The 16,148-nt window shown below is 42.9% G+C and carries 13 protein-coding genes and 7 tRNA genes; 15 read left to right on the top strand and 5 right to left on the bottom strand.

Annotated features, from left to right (window positions below):
• The first annotated feature begins 17 nt into the window (after window positions 1-17).
• On the top strand, window positions 18-3,665 hold the full coding sequence (gene rpoC / locus AWM75_RS04215) for a DNA-directed RNA polymerase subunit beta' (protein ID WP_067978636.1): 3,648 nt from the start codon (window positions 18-20) through the stop codon (window positions 3,663-3,665).
• 193 nt (window positions 3,666-3,858) lie between these two features.
• Here rpoC and AWM75_RS04210 read toward each other — a convergent pair whose 3' ends face one another.
• Window positions 3,859-4,545, bottom strand: coding sequence for a prepilin peptidase (locus AWM75_RS04210; RefSeq protein ID WP_067978633.1), 687 nt, complete (start codon window positions 4,543-4,545; stop codon window positions 3,859-3,861).
• A 114-nt stretch (window positions 4,546-4,659) separates the two neighbouring features.
• Between AWM75_RS04210 and AWM75_RS04205 the strand changes: the two genes are divergently transcribed.
• The 8 genes from AWM75_RS04205 (at window position 4,660) to AWM75_RS04170 (ending at window position 6,142) form a co-directional block, all read left to right on the top strand.
• On the top strand, window positions 4,660-5,181 hold the full coding sequence (locus AWM75_RS04205) for a hypothetical protein (protein WP_067978628.1): 522 nt from the start codon (window positions 4,660-4,662) through the stop codon (window positions 5,179-5,181).
• A gap of 380 nt (window positions 5,182-5,561) precedes the next feature.
• Window positions 5,562-5,634, top strand: a tRNA-Val gene (locus AWM75_RS04200).
• Window positions 5,635-5,638: 4 nt separating this feature from the next.
• Window positions 5,639-5,711, top strand: a tRNA-Lys gene (locus AWM75_RS04195).
• A 7-nt stretch (window positions 5,712-5,718) separates the two neighbouring features.
• A tRNA-Thr gene (locus AWM75_RS04190) sits at window positions 5,719-5,791 on the top strand.
• Window positions 5,792-5,799: 8 nt separating this feature from the next.
• Window positions 5,800-5,871: transfer RNA gene (locus AWM75_RS04185), tRNA-Gly, on the top strand.
• A 22-nt stretch (window positions 5,872-5,893) separates the two neighbouring features.
• Window positions 5,894-5,979, top strand: a tRNA-Leu gene (locus tag AWM75_RS04180).
• Window positions 5,980-5,991: 12 nt separating this feature from the next.
• Window positions 5,992-6,065 (top strand) — tRNA-Arg (locus AWM75_RS04175).
• Between the two features lie 3 nt (window positions 6,066-6,068).
• Window positions 6,069-6,142: transfer RNA gene (locus tag AWM75_RS04170), tRNA-Pro, on the top strand.
• 129 nt (window positions 6,143-6,271) lie between these two features.
• Here AWM75_RS04170 and nth read toward each other — a convergent pair.
• Together nth and AWM75_RS04160 are read right to left on the bottom strand one after the other, a co-directional pair.
• Complete coding sequence (gene nth, locus AWM75_RS04165; protein ID WP_067978624.1) at window positions 6,272-6,928, bottom strand: endonuclease III; 657 nt, start codon at window positions 6,926-6,928, stop codon at window positions 6,272-6,274.
• Between the two features lie 12 nt (window positions 6,929-6,940).
• Window positions 6,941-7,813: an alpha/beta fold hydrolase gene (locus AWM75_RS04160; protein WP_067978622.1), complete on the bottom strand. Its 873-nt coding sequence runs from the start codon at window positions 7,811-7,813 to the stop codon at window positions 6,941-6,943.
• A 188-nt stretch (window positions 7,814-8,001) separates the two neighbouring features.
• On the opposite strand from AWM75_RS04160, the gene AWM75_RS04155 reads away from it, so the two are divergent.
• Genes AWM75_RS04155 through AWM75_RS04145 form a run of 3 tightly spaced genes read left to right on the top strand, consistent with a single transcriptional unit; the run spans window position 8,002 to window position 11,298 of the window.
• Complete coding sequence (locus AWM75_RS04155) at window positions 8,002-8,460, top strand: CtsR family transcriptional regulator (protein WP_067978620.1); 459 nt, start codon at window positions 8,002-8,004, stop codon at window positions 8,458-8,460.
• 18 nt (window positions 8,461-8,478) lie between these two features.
• Complete coding sequence (locus tag AWM75_RS04150) at window positions 8,479-10,974, top strand: ATP-dependent Clp protease ATP-binding subunit (RefSeq protein ID WP_067978617.1); 2,496 nt, start codon at window positions 8,479-8,481, stop codon at window positions 10,972-10,974.
• Window positions 10,975-11,031: 57 nt separating this feature from the next.
• Window positions 11,032-11,298, top strand: a complete 267-nt coding sequence (locus tag AWM75_RS04145; protein ID WP_067978612.1) for a hypothetical protein — start codon at window positions 11,032-11,034, stop codon at window positions 11,296-11,298.
• Window positions 11,299-11,356: 58 nt separating this feature from the next.
• On the opposite strand, the gene AWM75_RS04140 is transcribed toward AWM75_RS04145, so the two are convergent.
• Entirely contained in the window at window positions 11,357-12,274 is a 918-nt protein-coding gene (locus AWM75_RS04140) for a pseudouridine-5'-phosphate glycosidase (RefSeq protein ID WP_067978610.1), read from the bottom strand.
• A gap of 83 nt (window positions 12,275-12,357) precedes the next feature.
• Window positions 12,358-13,068 carry a glucosamine-6-phosphate deaminase gene (locus tag AWM75_RS04135; RefSeq protein ID WP_067978604.1) on the bottom strand — a complete coding sequence of 237 codons (711 nt, stop codon included), beginning with the start codon at window positions 13,066-13,068 and terminating at the stop codon, window positions 12,358-12,360.
• Between the two features lie 265 nt (window positions 13,069-13,333).
• Between AWM75_RS04135 and tadA the strand changes: the two genes are divergently transcribed.
• From tadA to AWM75_RS04120, 3 genes are all read left to right on the top strand, one after another.
• Window positions 13,334-13,792: a tRNA adenosine(34) deaminase TadA gene (gene tadA, locus AWM75_RS04130; RefSeq protein ID WP_067980867.1), complete on the top strand. Its 459-nt coding sequence runs from the start codon at window positions 13,334-13,336 to the stop codon at window positions 13,790-13,792.
• Between the two features lie 76 nt (window positions 13,793-13,868).
• The gene (locus AWM75_RS04125) at window positions 13,869-14,195 is read left to right on the top strand and encodes a hypothetical protein (RefSeq protein ID WP_067978601.1); all 327 of its coding nucleotides are present in this window, start codon (window positions 13,869-13,871) and stop codon (window positions 14,193-14,195) included.
• Complete coding sequence (locus AWM75_RS04120; RefSeq protein WP_067978599.1) at window positions 14,182-16,137, top strand: V-type ATP synthase subunit I; 1,956 nt, start codon at window positions 14,182-14,184, stop codon at window positions 16,135-16,137. Before AWM75_RS04125 ends, AWM75_RS04120 begins: the two co-directional genes overlap by 14 nt.
• The last annotated feature ends 11 nt before the right edge of the window (window positions 16,138-16,148 follow it).

The raw sequence follows: 16,148 nt of genomic DNA, 5'->3' as shown, positions 1-16,148 counted from the left end.
AAAGGGAGGTTTGCCCCTTGGTAGATGTAAATAAATTTGAAAGTATGAAAATCGGTTTAGCGTCACCAGACAAGATTCGTTCTTGGTCTTATGGTGAGGTTAAAAAACCTGAAACCATTAACTACCGTACTTTAAAACCGGAAAAAGACGGTTTGTTCTGTGAGCGCATTTTCGGTCCTTCTAAGGACTGGGAATGTGCTTGTGGTAAGTACAAGCGTATCCGCTATGCGGGTGTTATCTGTGACCGTTGTGGTGTTGAGGTCACTCGTTCTAAAGTACGTCGGGAGCGCTTAGGCCATATCGAATTGGCTGCTCCAGTAACTCATATCTGGTATTTTAAGGGTATCCCTTCTCGGATGGGCTTGATTCTAGATATGAGCCCACGTTCACTAGAAGAGGTCATTTACTTTGCCTCTTATGTTGTAACAGATGCGGGGGATACACCGTTAGAATATAAACAGCTCCTATCAGAAAAAGAATACCGCGATAACAAGTTAGAATATGGCGAGCGTTTCCAAGCAGCTATGGGTGCGGAAGCCTTACGTACCTTATTGGGCCAAGTTGATTTAGATAGTGAAGTTGCTGAATTAAAAGAAGAACTCAAGACTGTTACTGGTCAAAAACGGACACGAGCAATCCGTCGTCTGGATATTCTTGATGCCTTCCGTAAGTCTGGTAATGAGCCTGAGTGGATGGTTATGGACGTTATTCCAGTTATTCCACCCGATTTACGGCCAATGGTTCAGCTAGATGGTGGTCGTTTTGCGACTTCCGATCTGAATGACCTGTACCGTCGTGTGATTAACCGTAATAACCGTTTGAAACGGCTTTTAGACCTAAATGCACCAAATATTATTGTGCAAAACGAGAAGCGTATGCTACAAGAAGCGGTTGATGCCTTGATTGATAACGGCCGTCGTGGTCGTCCGGTCACCGGACCTGGTAACCGTCCGCTGAAATCGCTATCCCATATGCTAAAAGGTAAGCAAGGACGCTTCCGTCAAAACTTACTAGGTAAACGGGTCGACTATTCTGGCCGTTCCGTTATCGTTGTTGGTCCATCACTTAAGATGTACCAGTGTGGCCTACCTAAAGAAATGGCGTTAGAACTCTTTAAGCCTTTCTTGATTAGAGAATTGGTTGGACGTGAAATAGCTAGCAACATTAAGCATGCTAAACGTAAAATTGAGCAACAAGATGATGAGGTTTGGGGTGTGCTTGAAGAGGTTATTCGGGAACATCCAGTTCTGCTTAACCGGGCCCCTACCCTCCATAGGTTAGGGATTCAAGCCTTTGAGCCTGTCTTGGTTGAAGGTAAGGCAATTCGTTTGCATCCTTTAGTTTGTGAAGCCTATAATGCTGACTTTGATGGAGACCAAATGGCGGTCCATGTACCGTTAGGACAAGAAGCGCAAGCAGAGGCTCGTTTATTAATGCTAGCTGCTACCCACATCCTTAACCCTAAGGGCGGTCAGCCAGTGGTTACACCGTCTCAGGATATGGTTTTAGGTAACTATTATCTAACTATGGAAGAGGCTGGTGTGATTGGCGAAGGTATGGCAATTTCTTCTGCTTCAGAGGCCCACACAGCCTATGCCTCTGGCTATGCCCAATTGCATACCCGGGTAGCAATTGCGACTAATTCCATGCCTGATAAACCATGGACTGAAGACCAAAAAGACAAGCTATTAGTGACCACAATTGGTAAGATTTTCTTCAATGAAATTATGCCAGCTGATTTCCCATATATCAATGAGCCAACTGCTAGCAACTTGACCGATAAGACGCCAGATAAGTATTTCATTGAACATGGTGAAGATATTCCTGCCTTTATCAAGGCGCAAGAATTGGTATCACCGTTTAACAAAAAATATTTGCAAGCCATTATTGCAGAAGTATTTAAACAATCTAAGATTGTTGACACATCCTTGATGCTTGACCGTATGAAAGACCTTGGATTTAAATATTCAACTAAGTCTGGGATTACAGTAGGTATCGCTGATATTACTGTTTTAGAATCTAAAGAAGAGTTGATTGAACAGGGTCATAAACGTGTTGATAACATTACTAAGCAATATCGTCGTGGTTTGATTACTGATGATGAACGTTATGAACAAGTTATTGCGACTTGGAATGCTGTTCGTGATGAACTTCAAGTGCAACTGATGCAGACCTTAGATCAAGAAAACCCGTTCTTTATCATGTCTGACTCAGGAGCCCGGGGTAACATTTCCAACTTTACCCAGCTAGCTGGTATGCGTGGTTTGATGGCCGGCCCGAATGGTAAAATCATCGAATTACCGATTACCTCTAACTTCCGGGAAGGTTTATCCGTACAAGAGATGTTTATTTCGACCCACGGTGCCCGTAAAGGTATGACCGATACCGCCCTGAAGACAGCTGACTCAGGTTACTTGACCCGTCGTCTGGTTGATGTGGCGCAAGATGTGATTATTCGCGAAACTGATTGTGGTACCGACCGTGGTTTAACAGTTGCTGCCATTACTGATGGTAATGAAGTCATTGAGTCCTTGGAAGAGCGCCTAACTGGTCGTTATGCGCAAAAAGAGGTGCGTCATCCAGAAACTGGAGAATTATTAGTTAACGCTAATGAGATGATTAATGAAGCAACTGCTAAAGCCATTGCGGATGCTGGCGTGGAAGAGGTAACCATCCGGTCTGCCTTTACATGTAATACCCGCCATGGTGTATGTAAGTACTGTTATGGTCGTGATCTCGCAACCAATCAAGAGGTTGAAGTTGGTGAGGCGGTTGGTACTATCGCTGCCCAATCAATTGGTGAGCCTGGTACCCAGTTAACCATGCGGACCTTCCATACTGGTGGGGTAGCCGGGGACGATATTACTCAAGGTTTGCCGCGTATCCAAGAAATTGTGGAAGCTCGTAATCCTAAAGGTAAGGCAATTATTTCTGAGGTAACCGGCGAAGTTGTCTCAATTGACGAAAATGCAGCTGACCGTAGCAAGTCTGTTACTGTTAAAGGAATTACTGATACCCGTGAGTACAAGGTGCCTTATACAGCCCGGATGAAGGTGGCAGAAGGTGATACTATCGAGCGCGGTGGTCAAATCACTGAAGGTTCGATTGATCCTAAGGAACTACTAGAAATTACTGATACCCTATCTGTTCAGAAATATATGCTGTCTGAAGTACAAAAGGTATATCGGATGCAAGGGGTAGACATTAATGACAAGCACGTCGAGGTTATGGTAAGACAAATGCTACGTAAAGTTAGGGTCTTAGATCCTGGTGCGACAGAACTCTTGCCGGGTACTCTAATGGATATTGGTGATTTTACTGATGCCAACCGGGAAGTCCTTAAATCAGGTGAAATTCCAGCTACTGCACGTCCAGTTCTTCTGGGTATTACTAAGGCCGCTCTAGAAACTAATAGTTTCTTGTCAGCAGCTTCCTTCCAGGAAACCACTAAGGTATTGACTGATGCTGCTATTCGCGGTAAGCGTGATGAGTTATTAGGCCTTAAAGAAAATGTTATTATTGGTAAGATTATCCCAGCAGGTACTGGTATGGCACGTTACCGCCATATGGAACCTAAGAAAATTGGTGATATGTCCTTATCAAACTATGATAATGTGCTCGAAACCGTCGAACCATTGGCTGATGCTGAAGGTTCAGAACTGTAAGCTAAGAATAGGGTGTGACGAGCAGCGCTCTGAACTGGTGCACTGGGGGTAAACTGGGACCATCATCTGCAAGATAATGGCTTCTAGTTTGCGAAGTGACGTCATTCCAGCCAAGTCGAACCCAACTATGCTGTTAATATCCGTATAATAGCGAGAGCCTGAGGCTTATGCCCCAGGCTTTTTATATAGTATATTAGCTGAGAAGTAACCATAGGCTATAAGCGAGGCTAATAAAGGGCACAAATGGTAAGCCACTAATACCTTTATGTTGGCTATAGAGCCAGACCCAATAGCTTAGGGCAGCTAGACAAGCTAATAGGATAATAAGTAAGCAGTTGCTTAGGCCTAAGAAAAAACAGAGAATGGTTAATAACTTAATGTCCGCACCACCTATACCGGCTGGCATGGCTATGCTTAGACCAAGTAATAGCATGAATAAAAACGAGCTAGCAATGAGTTGAGACCACGACGGGTAGCCCATATTAAGCAAATAGTAGCATAAGCCAGTCAACAGTAGCCCGATTTGCAAACGGTCGGGGACTATTTGTCGATGCAAGTCACTAGCTGACATGACGAGTAAGAAGCTAGCGATAATCAGGTATAATCCAGTTTGCTTATGCTGGCTGGCTGCCAGTACGGCACTAGCGAAAATCAATTCACTAATAGGATGGTAAGCGCTGATGGTATGATGGCAAGTTCGGCAGCGTCCGCGACATATCATATAACCTAGGACAGGAATAAGATAACAGGCTGGGATAATGGTTTGACAATGGTCACATTTAGACCGCCCCCTCACAAAGTCTTCTTTGACGACTAAGCGATGGCCAATAAGGTTTAAGCAAGAAGCTACAGCAGTTGATAAGACAATGGTTAATAACAAATCAAATACCCCCTTTCTTTATAAATACGTAAAAGCTCATAAAAACTTTGTCTAAAAGTGGGTAAAAAAAGGAAATTTCTGTATAATATAATAAAAAGAGAAAGGTGATTTTAAGTGAAGAAAAAATTATTACTAGTTGCTAGTCTATCGGTTTTGGCTTTAGCAGCTTGTGATTCCCAAGGACAAGCAATTAATTATGATAGTAATGAAGCTAAACAGGAATCTTCATCAAGTCAGGCAAGTAGCCAAACAGCATCTACTAAGCAGTCTGATAAAGTATCTAACCAGAGTGCTGATAAGGATAGCTCGGCTAAAGAGCAAAAAAGTAGCGATAAAAGTGTGAGCCAGTCGGCCAGCAAAGCGAGTCGTGTCAAAGATCAGTCAGGGCAAGGCGAGGCAGCAGCTACTAGGGAAGCAACTAATGATTCAGGCGCAGCTACTGAAAATTCTCAAGTTAGTGAGCAGACGGTACCCGACCAAACTGAAAATCGTCAAATCATCGCTGATACAGTTGGTATTGATGTGAGTGAACTTGATCGTTTTACTGATGCCCAAATTTTAGAATCTCGTCGTGCTAGTGAAGAACTAGGCTCGGACCCTGGTTATTCCTATCAATATTTATTAAATAATTTTTAATAATTGGCTGAGGATTAGTTCCTAAGTCAAAGTAATAACTGCATATGGTAGGTGAGCCTGGGATATAAATCCCGGGCTCTCATTGTTATACGGATATTAGCAGTTTCGTCGATTTTGCTTTGGCAGACCACCAGTTAAGATTAGAACTGCCATGTTGCTGGTCTTTTGTTTCAAGGATGCTAGTCTGCGGGCCAAAGCCCCTTCGTATTTTGTTTTAAGGATAGAAATTAAAGTTTTTCTTGAAAAAATACTTGAGTAAATGAGGAAAGTAGCTTATAATTCAATATAGTTTCTTGTTGAAGAAAATAATATCAAAAAAACCCTTGACAGTTTCTCAAGGCAATGATATTATTTAGTAGTTGTGATTGACAACTTTGTTTGGAGGATTAGCTCAGCTGGGAGAGCGTCTGCCTTACAAGCAGGATGTCGGGGGTTCGAACCCCTCATCCTCCATTCTGACTCGTTAGCTCAGTCGGTAGAGCAACTGACTTTTAATCAGTGGGTCGCAGGTTCGAATCCTGCACGGGTCATTAAATAGCCGGCTTAGCTCAGTTGGTAGAGCATCTGATTTGTAATCAGAGGGTCGAGGGTTCAAGTCCTTTAGCCGGCAGTTAATATGCGGAAATAGCTCAGTGGTAGAGCACCACCTTGCCAAGGTGGGGGTCGCGGGTTCGAACCCCGTTTTCCGCTTTTTTGCCTTTTATCGGCTTAGGCCGGGGTGGCGGAACAGGCAGACGCACAGGACTTAAAATCCTGCGAAGGTTAAACTTCGTACCGGTTCGATTCCGGTCCTCGGCATTTATATATTAAGCACCCATGGCTCAACTGGATAGAGTACCTGACTACGAATCAGGCGGTTGCAGGTTCGAATCCTGCTGGGTGCATACCGGGAAATAGCTCAGCTTGGTAGAGCACTTGGTTTGGGACCAAGGGGTCGCAGGTTCGAATCCTGTTTTCCCGATAATTATTCAGATGGCAGTTATCAGTGATGATGAACTGTCTTTTTTATATTCTAAATTCTTGTCTATTTTTCTTATATAATAGGCTAAAAGCCAGCTCAACTTGAGCTGGCTTTTAGCCTATTATATAGTTAGGGATGGTTAATTAGTGCCTGGGTATCCTCTCCATCTGGTAATTCAAACAGGTGGGGGTAACAGTGGCATTTAGGATGTTTAGCAGTACAAATATAGCGGCCAAAACGCACCATGGCCTGGTGAGCTTGCCGCCAGTGTTGGGGCGCTAGTAAAGAGGTTATCCGGTCTTCAATGGTCTGGTTATTAGCTCCAGCATCTACAATGCCATGTCTTTTGGCTACCCGAGCCACGTGCGTATCAACGCCAAAAGCTGGTTGATCAAAAGCTAAGCTGAGGACGACATTAGCGGTTTTACGGCCCACGCCTGGCAAACTTTCTAGCTGGTCGCGCTGGGTGGGTACTTGGCCATCAAAGTCTGTCAAAAGTTTTTGGGCAGTCGCTTGAATATACTTAGCCTTATTTTGATAAAGGCCGATACTATAAAGATAAGGCACTAAATCTTTTGGGTTGGCTGCTGCCAAGGCTTGGGCTGTTGGAAAGTCACTGAAGAGGGCAGGTGTAACCTGATTAACTCCCTGGTCAGTCGTCTGGGCAGATAGGATAACGGCAATTAATAGTTCAAAGTTATTATGGTGAATCAACTCGGTTTGTACATTAGGATAAAATTTGATGATTTCATCTAGTATATAGCGGGCATTTTTATCAGACAGCATTGGACCTTCCTCCTAGAAGCTAAAAGTTTTATGGGCCGGGCTAGCCATTTTATGGCGTCCAAATTTTTGGTTGAGATCAATTTCTAGCTGCTTTAAGATATCGCCAGCAAAACCGTGACAAAAATATTGGAAAAAACGCGTCTGGCGGTAGGCTTGGATGGTTTTTACTTTATGGCCTGTCTGGAAGTCGCCGACGAAATAGACCTGGCGGCCATAGTCTTGCTGCTTAGCTTGGTCAGCGACCTGTTCCGCTTGCTGGAGCGGGATGATGTCATCCTTTAAGCCATGCCAGAATAGGAGGGGGCGACCAGCAATTTTTTCCAGCTGTTGGCTAAGGTCATAGGGGCTAAGCTTGCTGATAATTTTGTCGTTAAGCTGGTCAAATTCACTTGCTGATATTTGCTCAGCTACTAAATTTTTTCTGACATTATCAATCAGACTTTGGCTAAATTCAACCAGGCAAGGTGTCCCCATTAAAATTGATCCAGCACTGAGGTCAGGGTCTTGGGTCATCAGCATAGCTACTGTAATCCCACCCATTGACAGACCACTGGCAGCGATAAAGTTTTGACGAATTAAGCCCTGGTCTTGATAAAAGTTTTTTATGGTAAAATAATCGGCAACATTCTGAGTTAAACATTGGAAAAAGAGGTCTGGTGCTGGGTTTTCTGTATCCTGGTAACGATCGCCATGGCCTAAAGCATCAGGGATAAGGCAGCGGAAACCATGCGCCGCTAGTTGGATAGCAACAAATAAACTCTCCTCTTTGTTCTGTTGCCAGCCGTGAAAATGGATAACCAATGGCAGAGCAACTTGGACTAAGTCCTTGTCGACAAGTTCTAGACAGGGGATACCGGCAATATTCTTTTCAATAATTTGATACATATGATACTCCTTTAGGTCCTTTTCTAATATTTTACCAGTAAAATCGAGATAAAGCTGAGATTGGCTGCTATAGCTACCTATAAAGTTGTTATGATGGGATTGTTCAATTGATAACTTTTGACAAGTTGCTGGTCTTCCTTTATTATTATAATGTATAGTCAAAGTTGGTCAAAAAAGAGGTGATCACTATGGAAAAAAGAAATATGTCAGATATTATTGAAGCTTATTTAAAACAGGTCCTACAGAGAGACGAGCAAGTAGAAATTAGACGTAGCGAGATTGCTGACCGCTTTGAGTGTGTGCCATCTCAGATTAATTACGTTATTAATACCCGCTTTACCCCTCAAAATGGCTATGTAGTTGAAAGTAAGCGAGGTGGTGGGGGCTATATTCGGATTGTTAAATTAGAAATTACTGATGCCGCCGATTATATCGATACCATGTTGAATTCGATTAAGGCCAGTATAACCTTGCGCGAGGCGACAGCCATCCTAGCTAGTTTGATTGAAGCTCAGATTATTAGTAAAAAGGAAGGCCATATTATCCACTCAGCAATTGACCGGGACGCCTTATATGAATTTGATGATAAAAATAAGGCCCGTGCCTTGATTCTGACTAATATCTTAACTAAACTAAAATATCAATAAGAGACAAAAGGAGCTATTATGACAGAAAAGTACACCGATAAAGCTTTGGCCGCCATCGACCTGGCTAAACAAGCAGCACGACATTTTAGGAGCAATCGGGTTTCGAGTGAACATCTCCTGCTGGGCCTATATGAAGAGGGATCAGGCATTGCCCATGCTATTTTAGCAAAATATATACCTAATGAGCGGGCTTTGCGCGAAGAAATTGAATTTACCTCTGGCTATGGTAGCAGTGGCTTATCTCAAATAGCTGACCACGATGGTTTCTCACCACGGTGTCATAAGGTGTTTTATTTGGCCGGCCAGGAGGCGGAACGACTACATGCGCCCCTGATTGGGACTGAACACTTATTACTTGCTTTAATTAGTGAAGAAATTTTGGCTGTTCGTATTTTAAAAAACTTCGATGTAAACCCAGAAAAGTTAGAGCGCGAAATTTATCACCTGATTGGCGCTAAGCCGCCTGTTCGCCAGCGACGTTCTAAGGATCAAAGTCAGAAAGGACAAGAGGATCCAACACCCGTACTGACGAGTTTGACCAAGGATTTATCAGCTGCAGCTGGTCTGGGCCAGCTGGATCCGGTGATTGGTCGGACTAAAGAAATTCGTCGTATTATGCAGATTTTAAGTCGACGAACAAAAAATAATCCCGTCTTAGTTGGAGAGCCTGGTGTTGGGAAAACAGCTATTGCTGAGGGCATTGCCCTAGCTATCAATGCTGGTGAAGTGCCGGACAGCTTGGCGCAAAAAAGGTTATTGATGCTGGATATGGGTTCTTTGGTAGCCGGAACCAAATACCGGGGTGAATTTGAAGATCGGATGAAGCACCTGGTTGAGGAATTACGTAAAGATGGCCAGGTTATTCTCTTTATTGATGAGCTCCATACGTTGATAGGAGCTGGTGGGGCTGAAGGGGCGATTGATGCTTCTAATTTATTGAAGCCTGCCCTAGCCCGAGGCGAAATTCAAGTCATTGGTGCGACCACCTTGGATGAGTACCAAAAATATATCGAAAAAGATGCTGCCTTAGAGCGGCGCTTTGCTAAGGTGCTAGTTGAAGAACCTAGTCCTGAAGAAACTGAGCAAATTTTGCTAGGGATTCGCAGTAAGTATGAAGAATTTCACCATTTGAAAATCACCGATGAAGCGGTTGCGGCTGCGGTTGATTTAAGTCGTCGTTATATTACGGATCGTTTCTTGCCTGATAAGGCGATTGATGTTATGGATGAAGCAGCTGCAACAGCTCGCTTAGATTATGCCAAGCCAACTCACCAGGCCATCACTGCTTTGGAGAATCGTTATCAGCGTTTAGAGGCAGAGAAGATGGCTTGTGTTAACAATCAAGAGTTTGATAAAGCTGCCCAAATTCATCAGGACCAAATCGAATTGGCCCAACAGATTAGAGATTTAAAAACCAAGCAACCGAATCGTGATAGTTATGAACTGGCTATTGGTAAAGATGAGGTCGCAGAAATTATCGCTATATGGACAGGTGTACCAGTTACCCAATTGACAGAAGCTGAGAATCAAAAATTAATGGCGCTTGAAGACCGCATTGGTCGCCGGGTTAAGGGACAGGCAGAAGCAATTCAGGCTGTATCGCGAGCAGTGCGCCGGGCCCGGTCAGGAATCAAATCGCCTAATCGACCAATTGGCTCTTTTATGTTCCTTGGCCCAACTGGTGTCGGTAAAACAGAGTTGGCTAAAGCCTTGGCTGAAGATCTATTTGGCTCTGAGAACCATTTAATTCGGGTCGATATGTCAGAATATATGGAGAAATATTCGACATCACGCCTAATTGGTTCAGCTCCGGGTTATGTGGGCTATGATGAAGGTGGTCAGTTAACCGAGCAAGTGCGTCAAAAGCCTTATTCAGTTATTCTTTTCGATGAAATTGAAAAGGCTCATCCAGATGTCTTTAATATGCTACTTCAAGTTTTAGATGATGGCTATATCACAGATGCTAAGGGCCGCCGGGTTGACTTCCGTAATACAATTATGATTATGACTTCCAATCTAGGAGCAACAGCCTTGCGCGATGAAAAACAGGTTGGTTTTGGCGCTCAAGATCAAGCTCATGACTATCAAGCAATGGATAGAAAGATTCGTGAAGAGTTGAAAAAAGCCTTCCGTCCGGAATTTCTTAACCGGGTCGATGAAATTATTGTTTTCCACCGCCTAGGCCAAGAACAGATTTTAGAGATTGTGGACAAGTTTGTTAATCTTTTAGCAAGTCAACTTGCTGAGCAAAATATTAATCTACGTTTTAGTCATGCTGCTCTAGAGCAGTTAGCCAAGGAGGGCTACTCCAGTGAATATGGTGCGCGGCCACTACGGCGCTTAATCCAACAAAAAATTGAAGATCCGCTGAGTGACTATATTATTAGCGGAAAACTGGCTGAAGGTGATCAAGCCCTAGTAGGAGCTAGGCAGGGTGAACTTTATATTAAAGTGACCCACCCTGATGGTAGCGAGGAGAAAGCTGAAGTTAAGAACTTGATTAAACAAAGTTAACGTTTTCATAATTGGCCACTTGTGATAAAATAAAAGCAAAACTGAAGGAGGACTAGCATGAAAAAATCAACTAAATTAGCTATTCTAGCACTATCAGGTGTGGCTGCAGTTGCTGCTGTCGCTGCGGTTGCTATTTATGAAGAGAATGAAAATCATACCATGTCTAAGCTACGTGACGAATTAGGTCGTTATGGTCGTCAGGGCCGACGCGAAATAGCTCAGTATGTAGACCAATTGCCGGTAGGTCCAAACATGTCAACTAGTGATAAGTGGCGTAATCATGCTGAAGAAGTATATGATTTTATCGAATCAAAATTCTTATAAAAATAAAAAAAGGGGCTAGCGTCCAATCGGATGCTAGCCCCTTTGTTATATTGTTCTATTATTTTTTGTTATTATAAGCAACGGCAATCTCTGCACCAAGTCGTGCATTATTGTATACTAATTGGATATTAGTTTCTAGGCTGCGTCCTTCAGTTAATTCCACAATTTTAGCTAATAAGAAAGGTGTTGAGTCTTTACCAACGACACCGGCGGCTTTTTCTTCAGCCAGCGCTTGTTGGATAATCGCATCGATTTCTTCGTGAGGAATCTCATGAGCCACTGGCACAGGGTTGGTTACTAAGATACCCGCATTAAGATCAATCTCTTCCTGCATAACCATCATATCAGCAATTTCTTCCGCTGAGTCAACTCTTAGGTTCAATTTAGTCTCAGACGTGCTAGAGAAGAAGGCTGGTAGGTAGTCAGTTTGGTAACCAGCAACAGGTACACCCTTGGTTTCTAAATATTCCATAGTACGTGGTAAATCTAAAATGGCTTTGGCACCGGCACAGATGACAGTGACAGGTGTTTGGGCTAATTCTTCTAAGTCAGCGGAGATATCCATTGAGTTTTCACCGCCGCGATGAACACCACCAATACCACCGGTTACGAAGGTTTTGATGCCTGCTAGATTAGCTGCAATCATTGTAGTAGCAACTGTCGTCGCGCCGATTTGTTTAGTTGCTAGTACGCGAGCCATGTCACGACGAGATACCTTAGCAACGTTATCAGCTGTTGCTAATAGTTCCAAATCTTCTTCTTCAAGACCTACTTTAATTTTACCGTCCATTAAAGCGATAGTGGCAGGTACTGCTCCGTTATCACGGATAATTTGTTCGGTTTGCTTAGCCATCTCCACATTTTTTGGATAAGGCATACCGTGAGAGATGATGGTTGACTCTAGGGCAACAATGGGTTGCTCATCAATTAAGGCTTTTTGCACTTCTTTGCTAAAAGATAGAATTTCTTTGTTCATAGCGTACCTCTTTCTTTAAAAACTTGTCTTCAAACACTTAAATCATACACCAGCCAAGATAAAAAGTAAATTTTTATCGTGACCTAAGCCTGACTTAACTGACTAGCAGCAGCCTGGTCTAGTAGGACAGTGACATTAGGATGAAGTTGGAGCACGGAAGCCGGGATATTTTCTGTAACCGGACCCTCAATCATCTCCTTAACAGCCTGCGCCTTACGTTCACCAAAGGCTAGCATCATAATTTCTTGGGCTTGCATGATAGCCTTGATACCCATTGAATAAGCTTGATCAGGAACAACCTCATCAGGGCCAAAGAAGCGTGAATTCACTTCAACAGTTGATGGTGTAAGCTGGACATGGATCATTTCTTCGCCGAAAGGAGTACCTGGTTCATTGAAGGCGATATGGCCATTTTCTCCAAGACCAAGAATTTGAAAATCGCGAGGATAGGTATGGAGGACATCTAAATATTCAGCAATTGCTAGGCTAGTATCACTCTGGCTACCATTAGGTACAAATGATTTAGCAAAAGGCTTATATTTGAAGAGTTTTTCATGCATAAAGTAATGATAGCTTTGGGGATGGTCAGGGGCCAAACCACAATATTCATCTAAATTAACAGAGACTGAATCTGAAAAATCAATATTACTTTGAGATAAATGGGCATAAATTTCCTCCGGAGAAGAGCCAGTGGCTAGACCAAATGTTTGGGCGCCGTTGGCTTTAGCAAGGGTAACAAGCTGGGCACCGTATTCTGAGACGAGGGCTTGATTATCAAAAATTTTAATTTCCATTTAAGAGACATCCTAACTTATATAGATTTATCTTATTTTAACTAAAAAACACAGACTTGAGAAGGGTTAGGCTAAAATGCTTAATGAATTTAAAAAGTTTAGTGATTCCAGTGATTTAATCTCAAAATTTAAGTATCCAAGGCCGTATTTTAAGGTAAAATATAGTTAAACCCTTACAAGGAGGTTGAGCATGAGAAAAGAATTAAGTGCGACAATAAATGGACCACCCCAGTTTAAGCATGACCAAGACCGCCACCGTTATTTTATGTCTTTAGCCCTGGCCTATGCCCGCCAGGCTCAGGATTTGGCGGAGGTGCCTATTGGCTGTGTTGCTGTTTATCAAGATCAAGTAGTAGGCTATGGCTTTAATTTACGTGAGACGAGCCAAGATGCCACTACCCATGCCGAAATTCAAGCAATTAGGATGGCTAACCAGTCTTTGGCCTCCTGGCGTTTGGCTGACGTTGACTTATATGTTACTTTAGAACCCTGCCCCATGTGCTCAGGTGCTATGATTTTAAGCCGCGTTCGCCATGTTTATTACGGGGCTAGTGACCCTAAGGGCGGAACAGCAGGTTCCTTGATGAATCTTTTGGCGGACAACCCTTTTAATCACAATGTTGGGGTAACATCTGGTATCTTAGCAGAAGAGTGTGGACAAATTTTGCAAGATTTTTTTCGCTCACTACGCGCCAGAAAAAAAGCTGAACGAGAAAAGGCTTAAAAAGCAGTTTTTATTTTAAAGTAAGCACTTTAAATGCTATACTATCAATGACTTGTCATTTTAGGAGGTGATTTATGTGGCAAAAAATACAATCTCTGAAGTAATTAGTGCGGAAGAGCGTGTCGAGGCGTTAAGAGAAGATTTTGCCAAGCGACTAGAAGGTCTGCAAGTGCAAAATGATCAACAAGTTTCTGTTTGGCAAGAGGAGGCAGATCAGGAATTGGAGCAATACAAAGAGCTCCAAGCCACCCAACTTCAAGCCCAGCTAAGTGATTTTCAGACCAGTGAAAATAACAAGGCGCAAGAAGCTATCGCACAGCTCCGGTCTGATTTTTCGGAGCAATATGAAGACTTAGTTCAATATGTGGTAAGGGAGGTGACTCAAGCGTATGGCAATCGCTAAAATGCATAAAATTTCACTGGTAACACTACCCAGTGTCAAAGAGGATGTGCTTTATACCCTACAAAAACTTTCTAATGTTGAAATTAGTGATTTACAAGTAAAGACTAAGACCACTAATGAAACGATGCTAGCTAACCGTTTGGAAACTGCTAGCCAAGAGAATTATCAACGGGGTCAAGCAGCCTTAAAAGTATTGAAACAATACCAGCAAAAAGTGCCATTGCGTCAAAAACTCCAGGCTAGTCGGCCAGAGATGACCATGAACCAACTATATGAACGAGTTGACCAAGAAGCAGTCTTAGCCTTGATTGACCAAGTGGAGCACTTGGTTAACCGCCGCCAGGAGATCGTTGACCAGCGCCACCAAGTTGAAAATGACCAATCTAGCGTGGTTAAATGGCAAAACTTAACTGTCCTACCCCAGGATTTGGCTGATTTAAAATATTTCGATGTACGACTAGGGACCATTCCTAATGACGATAATCGTGAGTATTTTAATGCCCTGGTTGCGGCTAAGGACCTAGCGGTTGAAGAGGTTTATGCTAGTGACAAAGAGATTGGCATCGCGGCTATTGCTGTTAGAGGTAATGAAGCTAATGTTGACCAACTGTTAACAGAAAACCACTTCCAAGCCTTGGACTATCATTATCAAGCCGAACCAAGTCAGGTGTTTCAGGATTTAGAGGCGCAACGCAAGCAATTGATTAATGATGAGGACCAGGTAGTTGCTGACTTACAAGCCATGCAAGCCCGCATCCAAGATATTCAAGTGGGTGTGGAAGCTTTCTATAATCAGGCGCAAAGAGAGCAAGCTAGTCTCCTCTCTTACGATAATGACCAACTTGTCATGTTTTCTGGTTGGGTAGAGGAGTCAGAACTAGAAGATTTGCGTCAAGCTTTGGCTAGTCACTTTAATAACCAACAATTAGCCCTGGTTTCTGAAGAAATTACGACAGAAGAAATTGAGGCTGATGAAGTCCCAATCAAGTTGCATAATTCAGCGCTAGTAGAACCTTTTGAAATGGTAACAGAGATGTACTCTTTACCAAATTATCGTGAAGTCGATCCCACTAATTGGGTAGCAATTTTCTACATGGTCTTCTTCGCGATGATGATGGGTGACTTAGGTTACGGCATCTTACTTTGGGCTGGCACCTTAATTGCTCTAAAAACTATGGATTTACGCAAGGGCGCTCGTCGCTTTGTCAAGTTTGGCTATATCCTATCGTATCCAACCATGCTAGTTGGTTTAATTTATGGCTCATTTTTCGGCGTGGCGATGCCGGTCGGCTTACTTAATCCTACCGAGGATGCCATGGTCTTGATGGGGATTTCTATTGGTATCGGGATGCTTCACCTAATGGTGGCTTTATGCTTAAACATCTACCTCAATGGTCGCAAAGGTGACTGGGGATCAGCCTTTAACGATGGTATTGGTTGGTTGATGATGATTATAGCTATTATTATGGCTGTGGCTGGCTTTGCCTTTAAGACGGGTATCCTCATTGAGCTTGCTAAGTGGACAGCTATTATCGCGGCTATTGGTATTATTTTGGTACCGATTATCCAGGCGGATAAAAAGGCAATTGGCGGGGTATTGGGTCTTTATAACTTATATGGCGCTTCAAGCTATATTGGTGACTTCGTGTCTTATACACGTTTAATGGCCCTAGGGATTTCTGGTGGATCAATCGCCATGTCCTTTAATATTATTTTTGGTATCCTACCGCCTGTTGCGCGCTTTACTGTTGGTATTTTGTTGATTGTTGCTTTGCAACTATTCAATATGTTCCTGTCTCTCTTGAGTGCTTATGTGCATTCATTGCGTTTAATCTTTGTAGAGTTCTTTGGTAAATTTTATGAGGGTGGCGGTAAACCGTTTAAACCAATCCGTACCCTGCAACAATATATCAAGCTCAAAGACGTTGAAGAACAAATTTAATTAAATAAATG

It is taken from the genome of Aerococcus urinaehominis, from assembly GCF_001543245.1.
Lineage (GTDB): Bacteria > Bacillota > Bacilli > Lactobacillales > Aerococcaceae > Aerococcus > Aerococcus urinaehominis.
This window is presented reverse-complemented; position numbering and strand designations above follow the sequence as displayed.